The sequence below is a fragment of the Ralstonia sp. AU12-08 genome, from assembly GCF_000442475.1.
In the GTDB taxonomy this organism is placed as follows: domain Bacteria; phylum Pseudomonadota; class Gammaproteobacteria; order Burkholderiales; family Burkholderiaceae; genus Ralstonia; species Ralstonia insidiosa.
This window is the reverse complement of record NZ_ASZV01000029.1, coordinates 68,117-83,386: the sequence shown is the minus strand read 5'-3', so window position 1 is coordinate 83,386 and position 15,270 is coordinate 68,117. Positions and strand designations below refer to the sequence as shown.

At 63.3% G+C, this 15,270-nt stretch carries 11 protein-coding genes and 2 pseudogenes; 7 read left to right on the top strand and 6 right to left on the bottom strand.

The genetic code is table 11. From position 1 onward, the window contains the following. Positions 1-62 precede the first annotated feature (62 nt). Positions 63-407, top strand: a pseudogene (locus tag C404_RS45085) (LysR substrate-binding domain-containing protein); the annotation flags it as partial. 160 nt (positions 408-567) lie between these two features. Here C404_RS45085 and C404_RS45080 read toward each other — a convergent pair. From C404_RS45080 to C404_RS45070, 3 genes are read right to left on the bottom strand one after another with little or no spacing between them, the layout of a single operon-like run. Beyond that, a complete protein-coding gene (locus C404_RS45080) occupies positions 568-3,687 on the bottom strand; it encodes an efflux RND transporter permease subunit (RefSeq protein WP_016445091.1) in 3,120 nt (1,039 codons plus the stop codon). Continuing rightward, positions 3,684-5,195: an efflux RND transporter periplasmic adaptor subunit gene (locus C404_RS45075; protein WP_013391832.1), complete on the bottom strand. Its 1,512-nt coding sequence runs from the start codon at positions 5,193-5,195 to the stop codon at positions 3,684-3,686. The genes C404_RS45080 and C404_RS45075 overlap by 4 nt, the downstream gene beginning before the upstream one ends. Before the next feature lie 15 nt (positions 5,196-5,210). Continuing rightward, complete coding sequence (locus tag C404_RS45070) at positions 5,211-5,480, bottom strand: hypothetical protein (protein WP_284732940.1); 270 nt, start codon at positions 5,478-5,480, stop codon at positions 5,211-5,213. Positions 5,481-5,493: 13 nt separating this feature from the next. On the opposite strand from C404_RS45070, the pseudogene C404_RS0130070 reads away from it, so the two are divergent. Next, positions 5,494-5,778 (top strand): annotated as a pseudogene (locus C404_RS0130070) (IS3 family transposase); the annotation flags it as partial. Positions 5,779-6,126: 348 nt separating this feature from the next. On the opposite strand, the gene C404_RS45065 reads toward C404_RS0130070, so the two are convergent. Next, on the bottom strand, positions 6,127-6,768 hold the full coding sequence (locus C404_RS45065) for an ANTAR domain-containing response regulator (protein WP_021195349.1): 642 nt from the start codon (positions 6,766-6,768) through the stop codon (positions 6,127-6,129). After that, complete coding sequence (locus C404_RS45060; RefSeq protein ID WP_021195348.1) at positions 6,761-7,924, bottom strand: transporter substrate-binding domain-containing protein; 1,164 nt, start codon at positions 7,922-7,924, stop codon at positions 6,761-6,763. The genes C404_RS45065 and C404_RS45060 overlap by 8 nt, the downstream gene beginning before the upstream one ends. 604 nt (positions 7,925-8,528) lie before the next feature. On the opposite strand from C404_RS45060, the gene C404_RS45055 reads away from it, so the two are divergent. The 5 genes from C404_RS45055 (at position 8,529) to C404_RS45040 (ending at position 13,417) form a co-directional block, all read left to right on the top strand. Continuing rightward, on the top strand, positions 8,529-9,569 hold the full coding sequence (locus tag C404_RS45055) for an aliphatic amidase (protein ID WP_021195347.1): 1,041 nt from the start codon (positions 8,529-8,531) through the stop codon (positions 9,567-9,569). A 12-nt stretch (positions 9,570-9,581) separates the two neighbouring features. Continuing rightward, positions 9,582-10,424, top strand: a complete 843-nt coding sequence (locus C404_RS45050) for a CbbQ/NirQ/NorQ/GpvN family protein (protein ID WP_021195346.1) — start codon at positions 9,582-9,584, stop codon at positions 10,422-10,424. 62 nt (positions 10,425-10,486) lie between these two features. Next, entirely contained in the window at positions 10,487-12,595 is a 2,109-nt protein-coding gene (locus C404_RS45045; protein ID WP_152524450.1) for a nitric oxide reductase activation protein NorD, read from the top strand. Between the two features lie 14 nt (positions 12,596-12,609). After that, positions 12,610-12,972 carry a (2Fe-2S) ferredoxin domain-containing protein gene (locus tag C404_RS0130065; RefSeq protein WP_052027476.1) on the top strand — a complete coding sequence of 121 codons (363 nt, stop codon included), beginning with the start codon at positions 12,610-12,612 and terminating at the stop codon, positions 12,970-12,972. A gap of 67 nt (positions 12,973-13,039) precedes the next feature. Beyond that, complete coding sequence (locus C404_RS45040; RefSeq protein ID WP_021195343.1) at positions 13,040-13,417, top strand: hypothetical protein; 378 nt, start codon at positions 13,040-13,042, stop codon at positions 13,415-13,417. A 46-nt stretch (positions 13,418-13,463) separates the two neighbouring features. Here the strand turns inward: C404_RS45040 and C404_RS45035 are convergent, their stop codons facing one another. Continuing rightward, positions 13,464-14,816 (bottom strand): tubulin-like doman-containing protein, encoded by a 1,353-nt coding sequence (locus C404_RS45035; RefSeq protein WP_021195342.1) that lies wholly within the window; start codon positions 14,814-14,816, stop codon positions 13,464-13,466. Between the last annotated feature and the right edge of the window lie 454 nt (positions 14,817-15,270).

Below are 15,270 nucleotides of genomic sequence, written 5' to 3'. Positions count from 1 at the left end.
TGGTCGTATTAGTGAGCGCGCCGCAGTAATTACCGAGAAGTAATGGGGTAAGGCATCGGGACTGCATCACTGGTCCTCGGGGACGGCAGAGACCCACTTGGTTGCTCCGCGTATCGGACCAGCGCGTACGTCGGCAGGAAATCTATCCGCGCCATGAATTCAGTGATGGTGAAGCAATGTTGGCGGCGGGTCTGGCCGGCTGCGGCATCATGCAGATGCCGACATGGCTGGTGGCCGAAGATATACGGCAGGGGCGCTTGATCCCCTTGCTGCCGGACTGGGCAGGTGGTGAGATGCCTATCCATGCAGTGTGGCCGCAATCGCGTTACCTGCAGCCCAAGGTTCGGGCTGTCATAGAAATGCTGACGATTCTGTCTGAACGGCCGGGGTCAGGTTTTGTTCCCTGATATGGCTCGTCACTGCCAAGCGGTTAGTCGTGCCTCCGCGCCTTCGGCCAGTTCTTACGCCGGCTAAAGCGCATGTGTCGAATGGTTATTCGCTCGGGTGCCGATAGGCCGCACCGGAAACGGCAGGGCCTTGGTTATGAGACCCTGCCGCGTTGCAACGTTAGCGCGGCTTACGCATCAGCATGTAGGCAGCCGGAATCACGAAGAGCGACAGCAACGGAGCGGTCACCATCCCTCCAAGCATCGGGGCTGCGATGCGGCTCATGACCTCCGAGCCCGTACCGCTGCTCCAGACAATGGGTACCAGGCCCGCCAGGATGACGGCGACGGTCATCGCCTTGGGCCGCACGCGCAGCACGGCACCCTCCCGGATCGCATCGAGCAGTTCTTCTCGCGTCGGGTCGCGTCCATCGGGGCAACGTTCCGCCAAGGCCTGCTTCAGATAGATGAGCATCACCACGCCGAACTCCGCCGCCACACCTGCCAGCGCGATGAATCCCACGCCGGTGGCGATGGACAGGTTGTAGTTCAGCAGGTACAGGAACCAGATGCCCCCCGTGAGCGCGAAGGGCAAGGTCGCCATGATCAAGCCCGCTTCGTCCACACGCGCGAAGGTCAGGTACAACAGAACGAAGATGATCAACAGGGTGGCAGGCACCACAACCTTCAGGCGTGCATTGGCCCGCTCCATGTATTCGAACTGCCCGGAGTAGGTGATGCTCACACCCGGCTCCAGCTTGACCTGCTGCCCGATGGCATCGCGCAGTTCGTTGGCCACCGAGGCTAGATCACGGCCGCGCACATCGACATAGACCCAACCGGAGGGCCGTGCGTTCTCGCTCTTGAGCATGGGCGGCCCATCGGTGATCGCGATGCGTGCCACGGTCCCCAACGTGATCTGCTGACCCATCGGCGTGAAGATGGGTAGTTCTGCCAGCCGTTGTGGTGAATCACGCCATTCTCGCGCGTAGCGCAGATTGATCGGAAAGCGGGCAAGCCCCTCGACCGTTTCCGAGACGTTTTCGCCACCCACCGCGCCGGCGATGACGGCCTGGACATCGGCGATGTTCAGGCCGTAGCGACCGGCGGCTACGCGGTCGATCTGAACATCCACGTAGCGCCCGCCCGTCAAGCGCTCCGCGAGGGATGACGTCACGCCGGGAATGCCCTTGGCGACCTGCTCGACCTCTGCAGCGATGCGATCGATCACGCCCAGGTCGTTGCCGGTCACCTTCACCCCGATCGGGCTCTTGATGCCGGTAGCCAGCATGTCGATGCGATTGCGGATAGGGGGAATCCAGATATTGGACAGGCCCGGGATCTTCACGGCACGATCCAGCTCTTCCACGAGCTTCTCGGGCGTCATGCCTGGACGCCATTGTTCCCTGGGCTTGAGCTTCACCGTGGTCTCGAACATCTCAAGGGGCGCCGGATCGGTCGCAGTTTCGGCCCGTCCTGCCTTGCCGAACACCTTGTCCACTTCAGGTACGGTCTTGATCATGCGGTTGCTCAGCTGCAGCAACTCCGTGGCGCGCTGCGCCGAGAGTCCCGGCAGGGCCGAGGGCATGTAGAGCAGGTCCCCTTCGTCCAACCTCGGCAGAAACTCACCGCCGAGCCGCGCCAAGGGCCAGGCCGTGGTCGCCAAGGCCAGCACGGCGATCAGCAGCGTCGCCTTAGGCCGGCGCAGTACCCACTCCAGTGCTGGCCGGTAGGCTGCAATCAGGATGCGGGTGATGGGGTTCTTCTGCTCATCCGGGATACGCCCGCGAATCCAGTAGCCCATGAGTACGGGAATCAGCGTCACTGACAGCCCTGCGGCCGCGGCCATCGCGTAGGTCTTGGTGAACGCCAGCGGGCCGAACAGCCGGCCTTCCTGCGCTTCTAGGGTGAAGACCGGGATGAACGAGAGCGTGATGATGAGCAGCGAGAAGAAGAGCGCAGGACCGACTTCCTCTGCGGCCTGTGTGATCACGTCCCACCGTTCCTTGCCCTGCAGTCGTTGATCCGGGTGCGCGTGCTGCCAAGCCTCCAGCTTCTTGTGGGCGTTCTCGATCATCACCACCGCTGCATCCACCATCGCCCCCACGGCGATGGCAATCCCCCCCAGCGACATGATGTTGGCGTTGATGCCCTGGTAGCGCATGACCAGGAACGCCGTCATCACGCCCAGAGGTAGCGAGATGATGGCCACCAGCGCAGAACGAAGATGCCAAAGGAACAGTGCGCAGACCAGCGCCACCACCAGAAACTCTTCGCCCAGCTTGGTCGTGAGATTGCGAATGGCCCGCTCGATCAGCGCGCTGCGGTCGTAGCTGGTGACGATCTCGACGCCCGGCGGCAGGCTGCCCTGCAGCTCCGCGAGCTTGGCCTTGACGGCAGCGATCGTCTCCTGGGCATTCTTGCCGGAGCGCAGCACCACCACGCCGCCGGCGACCTCGCCTTCTCCGTCGAGTTCGGCAATGCCACGCCGCATCTCCGGGCCTATCTGGAGCGTCGCCACATCCCCCAGCCGCACCGGCACACCGCCGCGTGCCGTCAAGGGGATCTCCCGGAACTCGTCCAGGGTCTTGAGGTATCCGCTCGCGCGGACCATGTACTCCGCGCCTGACAATTCCAGGACGGAGCCGCCGGTCTCCTGGTTGGCCCCCATCAGGGCATCGCGGACTTGAGCCTGACTGAGGCCATAGGACGCCAACTTGATCGGGTCGAGCACGACCTGGTACTGCTTGACCATGCCCCCCACCGATGCCACTTCGGCCACGTTGGGCAGGCTCTTGAGTTCGAACTTCAGGAACCAGTCCTGCAACGCACGCAGTTGCGCCAGATCGTTCTTGCCCGTGCGATCCACGAGCGCGTACTGGAAGATCCAGCCGACGCCTGTGGCGTCCGGACCCAGGGCCGGCTTCGCCGTGGCGGGCAATCGGCCCTGGACCTGGTTCAGGTATTCCAGTACCCGTGAGCGGGCCCAGTACAGGTCGGTTCCGTCCTCGAACAAGACATAGACGAACGAGTCGCCAAAGAACGAGAAGCCGCGCACGGTCTTGGCCCCTGGCACCGACAGCATGGTGGTGGCCAACGGGTAGGTGACCTGGTTCTCGACGATCTGCGGCGCCTGTCCTGGGTAGTTGGTGCGAATGATGACCTGCACGTCTGACAAGTCCGGCAGCGCATCCACGGGCGTGCTGCGAACGCCCCACACGCCCCATGCCGTGAGCATGGCGGTGGCCAGCAGCACCAGGAAGCGATTGGCCACCGACCATCGAATCAGTTTGGCGATCATGGCTGCACCTTTTCGATGGCGGTGATCACGTAGTCCTCACCTTGCTTGGAGAAGGTGAATCGCACCTGCTGCCGAACCGAAAGACCCGCGGCGAGCTGCGGGCTGCTCAGCTTGAAGCCCATGGTCATGGCCGGCCATTGGAGGGCTGGCACGGCCTCGTGCGCCAGCGTCAGCTCGGTGGGCGACATCTCCTCGATCACGCCGCGCACCACGAAAGCGTTGGTGGCCGCGGCCGGTGGCGACGAGGTGCCGTGCCCGTTGTGCGGCGATGCAGGCGCGGACGCCGCGGCACCTGCAGGCAGCACGCCCCGCAGGCTGGCTTCCGAATCGATCAGGAACTGCGCCGAGGCCACCACCTGCTGTCCCGCCGCGAGCCCGCCGTTGACCACCAGTTGATCGCCTACCTCCGCGCCCACCTGGACCTCCACGGGATGGAACTTGCCGGGTCCATCGACCACATAGGCCAGTGCGCGCTTGCCGGTGCGGATGACCGCCTCGCTGGGAACAAGCAGCGCGGGCTGTTCGTTGCCTTTGAGCGCGATCTGGCCGGACATGCCGGCCTTCAGGCGCTGGCCGGGATTGGCCATTTCAAGCCGCACTCGCACCGTACGGGTGTCGCGGTTGGCTTCGGGCAGGATGCTCACGATGCGCGCCTGGAGCACTTCACCGGGAAACGCCGCCAGCCGGACCTGCGCCGTTTGGCCGACCTGCAATGGCCCGCTTTGTGCTTCGGGGACAGCCGCTTCGATCCACACCGTGGCCAAGCCATTCACCCGGGCCAGGCTTTCCCCGGCGGAAACCGTCATGCCCTGACGCACCATCAGTTCGGCCACCAAGCCGCCTTGAGGTGTTGTGACCGTGTACAGCCCCTTGGGCTCGCCTGTGCGCTCCACCTGGGCGATCAGGGCTTGCGGCATGCCGAGCAGCAGCAGCCGTTGGCGGGCAGCTGCGGTCAACGGTGCGTCGCCCATCGCGCGAACCGAGAGAAACTCGCGCTGTGCGGCGATCCACTCCGGCAGCAATAGGTCAGGCAGCGGTGCCCCTGCTGCGATCACGTCGCCCGCAGCCCGTGCGTAGACACGCTCGACGAAGCCAGCGGTCCGCGCCTGCACGATGCTGACGTCGCGGTCGTTGAGCAGCACGGTGCCCACGACGTTCACATCTGCGCCGATCTTGCCTTGCACGACTTCGGTTGTACGCAGGCCCAGGGCTTGCACCGCTTGCGCCGACACGCTCAGGCCCGTGCTGTCCTGAGTGTCTTCATCTGCGTACTTCGGCATCAACGCCATGTCCATGTAGGGCGATTTGCCGGGCTTGTCGAACTTCTGGGCCGGCACCATCGGGTCGTACCAATACAGCACCTTGCGCTCGGTCGGAGCACTTGCAATGGTGGCAGCGGGGGAGCCGCTGAGGTGGCCGGCGCGCCATTGGGCGACGCTCCATCCAACGGCAATACCGGCAGCAATCAGCGTCAAGCCGGCAAGGATGTTTCTCGAAGAGGTGTTCATGGCGAGGGTCTCCACTCAGTCCGCGATCAGGCTGTTCAGTCGGGCGACGAGGCTGTCGCGCTGCGCTCCGAGGTCGATCAGACGCATGCGCGTCTCCAGTACCTGGGCGCGTGCACTGAGCACAGCGCTCAGGTCCCCCTTGGCGGATCGGTAGTTGCTCAACGCAAGCGCCGCTCGGTTCCGTACCAGCTGCAAGCCTGCGGTCTGCAGGCGGTCGATCTGGCTGTTCAACGCTTGGAGTTCGGCGGCGCTGTCGTCCAGCTCCTGCAAATGACGCCGCGCCACGTCTTCGCGTTCGGCCTTGATGCACCACTCGGATCAAGGCAGCCAGTACACCAGCGGGCACTTCCAGGACTTGCTCAAGGAACAGGGCATTACCTGCAGCATGAGCCGCGCCGGAGAAGTCTGGGACAACTCGGCGATGGAGAGCTTCTTCAGTTCGATGAAGACCGAGCGCGTGGCCCGCAAGGTCTACCGTACGCGCGAAGAGGCCAGGTCAGACGTGTTCGACTACATCGAGCGCTTCTACAACCCGACGCGGCGACACTCGACGCTGGGCTACCTCAGCCCGGCACAGTTTGAAGCGACTGGAAAAGCTTTGGTCGGTGTCCACGGAACCGGCAGCAGCCCAGATCGACTCGATCGCCGCCCACATCGACGGGTGCTCCCCGCGGTGCTCCTGAACCATCCGCACCACCCGCTCGCGGACCTCAGGTGAGAACTTGCTCGACTTCTTCATGGTTCCATCTTCTCAAGGGTTGGAGCCTCCGCAAAACCCGGGGCGGTTCACAGGAGCATCGGGCCTGGGCTCCCCTACGCCTTCAGGGTTTGGCCAGTGGCTGCATTCGGCGATACCGCTGGCCGATTCCACCACGACCCAGGGCGCCGTGGCAGACACCCAGTTGTCGAGCCAAATTAATGAGCGGCCCTGCTACTTGCGCACGTACGACAGCACGCCGTCGGCTTGGATAATGGATCTCGCGATGTCCTCGGTTGCCACCCGTTTGCTCATCGCTTGCTCGCGGATGATGCGATAGGCCTCTTCGTCTGAGACGTTTCGCGTCCGTACGAGGATCGCCTTGGCTTGGCTGACGTCATTCGCGGACTGGAGCTTCTGCTGCAGACGGTCGATGCGGCGCCGCATCTCTCGACGTTCTTCGTACAAATGCTTGGCTACGGCGAGCGACGAGAGGATGCCCGACGATCTGACAGGCGCCGCCAACACTGTCAGCGCCCCCATCTGCAACGCCGCGTCGAGCACGGTGGGGTTCTCGTAGTTGACCAACGCGATGATCGGTACATCCGGATCGGGCCCCATCCATCCGCACTGGTTCGCCGCGTGATCAGGGCGCACCGCACAGAAGACGACGTCCACCGTGTCAGGGATCTCGGGCAACGGGGGCCACATCAGGATGACCTGGCAGCCGATGCGCTTGAGTTGCTCTGTCAGTACCTCACCGTCAGTGTCTTTCGGGTGGAAGACCATCGTACGGAGCGTGCGCAGATTGCGTAGCAGGGACGAGGTCGATCTCTGGACCCGTCCGGCGACGCGTTCTTGTGCGTCGTTAGCCAATGATCTCTCCCAACAGGGACCCGTAGTCGCTTGAATCGTCCACTTCGTGGTGGACCAGGTACGGATCGGCGTCGACTCCCCTGGTGGACTCCGCGATGATCTCGAACTGCCCCCGCGAATCGACGCGCCCGATCCTAGGGTACAGCCGGGTGTGATGGTTGCTTTCGTCAACGCGGACCTTGCCCTGGGGGGCCTCGAACTCGCTCCCGAGCAGATGGGGGAGCAACTGGTCGATTTCGTCCGATCCGGACTGGGCCATCGCGCGGGCGAACAGGAAGACCTGGAAGTACGCGGCCTCCCAGCACATGTTCGGCGGCGTTTCGTAGCCGAAGCGGTCGCGAAAGCGCATCAGCACATCGCGATTGACGGGGCTGTCGAGGCTCTGGAAGTAGGGTGCCGCGGTGATGTGGCCCGCCGCCAATTCGGCGCCCATTTCTGCAACCTCGGCTTCCGAAGTGGTGAGGCTCGCGATCGGACACGAGGAAGGGTCGATGCCTGCCTCAGCATACGCGCGATAGAGCAGTTGAGTGCCGGAACCGACGACGGTCGAGAACACGAAGTCCGGCTGCTTGTCGCGAATGTCCTCTGCGATCTTCCGGAACTCCTGCGCCGATGCATTGAGCCCCACGTACCGTTCCGCCAGCTTGCTCCCACCGGGCCGCTCAAGGATGAAGTCGCTCATGATGCGGTTGGACTCGTAAGGATAGATGTAGTCGCTTCCTACCAGGTACACGCGCGCCCCGAAGTGACGGGTCATGTACGCCGCCAGCAGCGAGCTGTTCTGATTCGGCGCCGCGCCCGTGTAGATGACGTTGCGCGAGAACTCGAAACCCTCATACAGGGTGGGGTACATCAGTAGCCGCTGCCACTTCTCGACGACCGGTATCACCGCCTTGCGCGTGCTCGACATGTAGCACCCGAAGATCACGTTGACCTTCTCCTGCTGAACCAGCTCTTCCGCGAGGATCCTGAACTCGCGGGGATTGCAGTGCGGGTCGCGGTGGACAGGCTGGATCTCCCGCCCATCGATGCCTCCGGCCGCGTTGATCTCCTCGATCGCGAACAACGTGCCCGCGAGCTGAGATCGCTCAACGGCTGACGTGGTGCCGGTGTTCGAGAAAAGCACACCGACCTTGATGGGGTCTTGATTGGCCAAGGCTGTCGAATGATGTGTTGAGAGCTGCGCAACAACGCAGGGGCCGATTCATTATGGTGGACGGGCTCGTTTAGTGCACGCCTCTTGACAGCACCATGCGCTTGCTCATAAGCTGATGCCAATTCAAATTGGTTGCAGTTGACAACAGCGTCAGCTTGCAGCGCGGCAACAACGCCCGACCGGAATAGTTCCGATCGGGCGTTTTCATTTTCGGCGTGCAGTTTGTATCGCCACGGTGAAACTCGCCCATACCTCGAACGACTCGAGGGCGCGGATCAGTTCATTTGTTTTTCACGGGAGCCCATGAGTTATCTCGTAGTGGCGGAGCGGCGTCCGCCAAATAGAGCTGCGTCCGCCCGGAGCGGTCATGAACGTGCGCTGTGCGGCATGGATCACTGCGCTCTGCTTCGAAATTGGGCGAGCGTGCTGCTCTTGGTCTCGCGCACCGTGGTGTTCGACTTGCGGACCGCATCGCGACCGCCACGGCGCAACTTGGTTTGCAGTCGGGTACCAGAGGGGCTGGGCCGAGGGTTTCCGACTGCATCTCCTGCGACCGCCGCCAAGGGCGGCGGTCGCTTCCTCAAATCCTGACTAGGAGAAGCGAATGCTCCACGGAGATATCTCAAGCAGCAATGACACAGTCGGCGTGGCCGTTGTCAACTACAAGATGCCCCGCTTGCACACCAAGGCCGAGGTCCTCCAGAACGCGCGGAACATCGCGAAGATGGTCGAAGGCATGAAGGTCGGTCTGCCGGGCATGGACCTGGTCATCTTCCCGGAGTACAGCACCCACGGGATCATGTACGACTCGAAGGAGATGTACGAGACCGCCGCAACGGTGCCGGGCGAAGAAACGGAGATCTTTGCGCAGGCCTGCCGGAAGGCTAAGGTCTGGGGCGTGTTCTCGCTGACCGGGGAGCGGCACGAGGAACACCCCAACAAGGCACCCTACAACACGCTCATCTTGATGAACGATCAGGGGGAGATCGTCCAGAAGTACCGCAAGATCATGCCGTGGGTGCCCATCGAGGGTTGGTACCCGGGCAACTGCACGTATGTGAGCGAAGGTCCGAAGGGCCTCAAGATCAGCCTGATCATTTGCGACGACGGCAACTATCCCGAAATCTGGCGGGACTGCGCCATGCGCGGCGCCGAATTGATCGTGCGCTGCCAAGGCTATATGTACCCGGCGAAGGACCAGCAGGTGTTGATGGCCAAGGCCATGGCTTGGGCGAACAACTGCTACGTGGCGGTCGCCAATGCGAGCGGCTTCGATGGCGTCTATTCGTACTTCGGGCACAGCGCGATCATCGGCTTCGATGGCCGGACGCTAGGCGAGTGCGGCGAGGAAGACATGGGCGTTCAGTACGCTGCCCTGTCGAAGCATCTCATCCGCGACTTCCGAAAGAACGGACAAAGCGAGAACCACCTGTTCAAACTGGTCCACCGGGGATACACCGGCCTGATCAACTCGCGCGAGGGCGACAAGGGCGTCGCGGCCTGCCCCTACGACTTCTACTCGAAGTGGATCAACGATCCTGACGGCACCCGTCAGCAGGTCGAGGCCTTTACCCGCTCCACCGTGGGCACGGCCGAAGCGCCGATCGAAGGCATTCCCAACGAGAAGGATGCCGTCCACCGGTAGGTCGAGCTGGAGATGATTGAGAGCGCTGTCCATGCGCGTTCGGCAGGTGGATCTCCTGATCCACTTGTCGACTATCGCATCGTCGAGGAACCCTACTACCGGAGCATCGGGAAGGAGCGCCAGCTCTTCGAAATGGCGAACGAATTGCGATTGCCTCTGATGCTGAAGGGGCCGACCGGATGCGGAAAGAGTCGCTTCGTCGAACACATGGCGTGGCGTCTTGGCAAGCCATTGATCACCCTTGCTTGCAACGAAGACATCACGGCAAGTGACCTGGTGGGTCGGTGGTTGCTCGACGCGGAAGGTACGCGCTGGCAGGACGGTCCGTTGACGCTTGCGGCGCGCCACGGAGCCATCTGCTACCTCGACGAGATCGTCGAGGCGAGGGCGGACACAACCGTGGTGATTCACCCGCTGACCGACGCTCGGCGCATGCTGCCCATCGAGAAGCTGAACGAGGTGGTGCGTGCGCACGGCGACTTCCACCTGGTGATCTCCTATAACCCGGGTTACCAGCACGCCATGAAGGATCTGAAGACCTCGACGAGGCAGCGCTTCGCCGCGATCGAGTTCGGCTTTCCTGCGCCGGACGTGGAGGCCGAGATCGTGGCGCACGAGTCCGGCCTTGCACCGCAGGAGGCCAGCCGGCTCGTTGCACTGGGTGAGCGCACGCGTCGTCTGAAGGGTCACGGCCTGGAGGAAGGTGCATCGACCCGGATGCTGGTGCACGCGGGATCGCTCATGGCCAGGGGGGTGGATGCGGTGACCGCGTGTCGCATGGCCGTCGTGCATCCAGTGAGCGACGATCCGGATCTGGTGCGTGCGCTAGAGGCGGCGGTTGAAGCATCCTTCTGAGTTCACTATCAACCAGTCGGTGCGGTGTGACAAGCGATCCACGGAGCCTTCTCTCGCCGCGTGTGACGTCTCATGATGTCCCACTGCCACCCAGCGTCCGCATCGATCTGGCCGGTGTCAGTGCGGCGATTGAGTCGGCGCTGGGTCCGCGGGGCATCGACACCCTGTCGCACCGGCTGTCGCAACTTCAGGCTCGTGGAGCCGATGCTGCGCTGATGACGGAGGTCGTTCGCAAACTCTCGACGATCGCCCCCCGCTTGGTGGGCCCCGGCGGCCTGGACGCATGGCTGACGGCGGTGTGTGAAGTGGATCAGAGCGCACCGCATTGCACCGGCGCGCTGCTTCAGAGCTCAGAGGAAGTGCTTCGGCATGGCTCCCCGTTGGAGTTCCTGATGTGGGCGAGGCTGGGCTTGCGCCGAGGCCAGCAGGCTTCACTCTCGGTCGACGATGACGAACTGGCTCATTTCGAGCTTCGTTCCCGGCAATCCGCAGCGCTCGTCTCGGGCGACGAAGCGGCCGTCAATTTCGTGAACAGCCGGCCACGCCTGCGGCATCTCCTGCGGGCGCTGTACGACGTGGCACCCGCGATTCACCCCGTCGAGCAGGGCATCGCGACAAGGCGTCCCTTCTTGTCGAACCTTGGCTTGCATCTTCCGGAGTCGAGCCGGGCTTTGCGAGGACCGGCTGCCCGCGACTGGTACGACGCGGCGGCGTCTCATGCCGCAGCCCACCTTCGTCACTCCCGACACCGATTCGAGCGGGGCTCTCTCAAGCCCGTGCAAATGGCACTCGTCGGGCTTCTCGAAGATGCGCGCGTCGAAGCGCTCGCGGTCGCGGAAATGCCTGGCCTACGTCGCCTGTGGCTTCGGCATCACGCCGCCAATGTCGAGCATGGGCAAACGTTCCAGGTGTTGATGTTGCGCCTGGCGCGAGGCCTACTCGATCCTGCCTATGAGGACCCGCATCCGTGGGTGACGAAAGGTCGTCGCCTGTGGCGTGAGTTCAGCGCTGCCGGCACATCTCAAGAGCTCCTCGCGCCGGCGACACTGCGGGACATGGCGTCCAGACTGGGAAACGACATCGGTCAGATGCGCCTGCAGTTCAACTATCGTGAGTACGTCGTCGAGCCATCCTATCGTGACGACAACGCACACCTGTGGCTCGACGAGCAGGAGGCTTCCGCGAAGATCGTCTCCACCACGGATCCGCTGCAGTTGCCAACGGACGCCACGCCGAAATCGCCGGTGCCTTCGGCGGAGATGTCGCCTGCGCTGGTGCTTGCACGATTCCAGTATGCCGAGTGGGATCGGCTGGTAGGCGACTACCGAAGTGCGTGGTGCACGGTCAGGGAGATACAGTCACAGCCAAGTGACCCCTCGGAATTGCGAGCCTTGGTGGAGAGCCACGGCCCCTTGCTGCACCAGCTCAAACGAGCCTTGCGAGCGGGCCGGATGCGCGACCGCCTCACCCTGCGCGCGCAGCTTCGAGGCGACGATCTGGACGTGGATGCCGCTGTGCGATCCCAGATCGATCGACGCCTGCGCCACACACCTTCCGAGAAGGTCGAACAACGCCAGGCCAGGAGTGAGCGAAGCGCCGCCGCTTTGCTGTTGATCGACAGTTCCACATCGACCGCAGACCTTTCACCGAGCGGTGAGCGGGTTCTGAACTTGGCCAGGAACGCGGCGCTCCTGACGGTCCTGACGCTTACGGACGCAGGCGACCGATGTGCCATTGACACGTTCTGCTCCAACGGTCGCCACGAGGTGGAATACCTGCGTGCGGTCGAGTTCGGCGAACTGCTCGGGCAAGACGCACTTGGCCGGCTTGCAGGAGTCAGTAGTCGTTGGTCGACACGCATGGGCGCAGCCATTCGGCACGCCGGTCATCGCCTAGAACAACAGCCTCAGGCACGGCGCTTGCTGTTGTTCATCACGGATGGCGAGCCGCACGACATCGACATCCATGACAAGCGTTACCTCGTGGAGGACGCGCGGCGAGCCGTCCTCGAGGTCAGGCGCAGGGGCATCAACGTGTTCTGCGTGACCCTGGACCCTGCCGCAGACGACTACTTGAGAAAGATCTTCGGCAGCGGCCACTATCGCGTGCTGGACCGGATCGAGAGTCTGCCCCGCGTGCTTCCGCGTGTCGTGGTGCGACTCGTGCAATGAACCCTCGGCGTCAAATGAAATCCGATCAAGATGCAGACCCGCCTTTGTTGTACGAGGCGCATGTTTTCTGCTGTGTGAACGAACGTCCCGGCACACACCGCCGGGGCTGTTGTGCCAGCAAGGGTTCACTGGAGCTGGCGAACTACATGTGCCGGCGCGCGATGGTGACTGCGAATGACCGGCGGATCCGGGTCAACCTCTCCGGGTGCCTGAACGCCTGCGAGTACGGGCCCACGATGGTCATCTACCCTGAAGGGGTGTGGTACCGATACGAAACCCAGGAGGACATTGCCGAGATCCTAGAGCAGCATGTCGTCAAGGGGCATCGGGTCGAGCGACTGCTGTTGCGGCTGGAACCGACCAAGATCCATCGCTGAGCCACCGTCAGGTTCGATTCGCAGACGGGACGGGCGGTGCTCGAAGCGCGACGTTCAGGGGTCCGGCATGACGACGCCACTGAAGAAGGACACGCTGATCGACCTCTTCTGGATCCTGGACGCGATCCAGAAAGGGCAGCAGGCCGATCGCGCGAAGGTGACGGCCTGCTTCACCGAGGTGCGCGATGCACTGCTGAGACCGGATACGGAGGAGATCGTGCAACACATTCGCGACGTGCTGGCCCAGCAAAAACAAGCAGTCGGTGCGTTGGCCATGGAGGCGGCGGCGACCGCAAGGCGCCTGCCGCTGCCGGAATCTGAGCTGATCGCGATGATGCTGGAGCTCTGCGCTCCGTACGGCATCGCAGAACAAGCCGCGGCCGAACTCGCGGTGGCGATTGGTCGACGGGTGGAGGCCGCGCTCGGTTGGAACTCCAACCGTTGACCGGCTGGCCGGCCCGCCGGGCCGGCCACTTCAAGGCGCTACGAGATCAAGCGGTTTCCAGCGCCCTGGCCGTCGCACTCAGCTTGGTGGCACCCGCCTTGGCTTCGCGATAGGCGACCAGGTCATCCTTGGTTGCCCCGGGGAGGATCACGTTGCCATACGCAGTCAATGCGTCGAAGAACTCGCTGCGGTAGGTCGAGACTGCGTTCCGGTTGCCCTTGACGTAGGCGGCGGACACGACTCTCCTCAGCTCCTCTTCGATCATGTCGATGCGTGTGTCGCGGGGAGCGTAAACGTGGATTTCCGCGTAGTCTGTCTTGAAGCCATCGCTCAAGCCCGAGAACTGTGGCGTGAAGCCGATCCACTGCTGGAGGACCGAGTCCCAGCGCGATCCGGCCTCTCCCGGAAGCACCTGCACTCCGGGGTGAGTCAGCTTCGCCACATCGAACAGGATCCATCGGCCGTGGGCGCGCGACAGGGCCCTCGCCAGGTGCGCTCCGCTGTCCGCGATCGCCCACCTCATGAAGGAATCGGCCACGAAGCGGTTCGTGACCATCTGCTTGAACCGCTGCCGCACCTCCCGGATCCCGGTCGACGTGTAGGCGGTGAGTCTTTGCCAGCTATGTTCGGTCGTCACGACGAAGAAGCCGCCCGGGAAGGGCTGGGGCGATGCATCCTTGGCTGCGGACGCGTCGATCTCCTCGAGTGCAGTGGTCTGCGCCAGGCTGTTGAAGTAATCTCCATCCCCGCTGTGGCTCAACTGCCCGAGGCCGGCCACCTGAGCATTGGCCGGCAGCAGCAGCCTCAGGGCACGAGCCAGGTCGGCCGCCATGCCGCTCCCGGTGCCGCCAGCCAAGCCGAACACGACCAGCACGGTCGAAGGAAACTCCGACTTCCTGACCTGGTCGGCGAAGCGTTGAAGTGCAGACGCGATGGGCTTGTCGCCGAGGTGAGTGCCGATGGCGCCGAGTGCCTTCGATAGCGCGCGCGGCGTGTGCTGTCCGACCTTGGGCAACTCATCGCCCTTCGGCAACTTGGGAATGAGGTCCTGCCCGGTGGCTGCCTTGAATGGGGCACGCACGGCCTCCAGCTGCTTGGCGAAGGCCTCGCCGCCTGGCGTCTGCAGAAGCACCGACTCGTAGTGGTAGCGGTCGAGCGGGATCTCCCGGCTCGCCAGCCTCTTCGTCAGCGAGCGGCCGTAGTCGTTCGGCACGAACATGTCGTCCTCGCCGATGTCCAGCAGCAGCGCCGCAAAGCTGGAGCCCGAATGCGCAAGCACATCCTCGATCTCTCCGGTGCGAAGCAGGGCTTCGACGTAAGCGGCGCCGGTGCGACCGATGCCGATCACATGCAGGCCATGGGGTTGGGGCCGAGAAGCGGCCGCGGTGGATTCAGTCATGGATTGGATTCCTGTTGAAGAGAAGTACGGATGAGAGCGATGCGGCTCTCGGCGCGCTGGGCCGGTGTCCGACAGGGTGCATTGCCGCAATCGGAAACTGAATCTGATCAAAAAAATGGTACGGGCTTGAATACTCGAAGACAAGCGGCGTTACCGCGGATCCGAATCAACGAGCATCGAACTCGATCTGCTTCTCGAAGCGCACGCCCGGCCCTACCACGTCTACAGGGACTTCCCCCTCGGTCAAGCAGACCCTGGCTGTTTTCTCCTTCCCAAGCGGTATTTGAGATTCCCGGTGAATCGTCGACCTGACAGGTGCTGCTGAAGACACCACAAGAGACAGACTGCACATCTACAGACGGGCTTGTGTCGGCGGTGTGGCCGAGGCCCCAGATACGAACCGCTCAGCAGGGCTCCATTCGTTCAGCGTGGACGGGTGCCACAGACGAGTTAT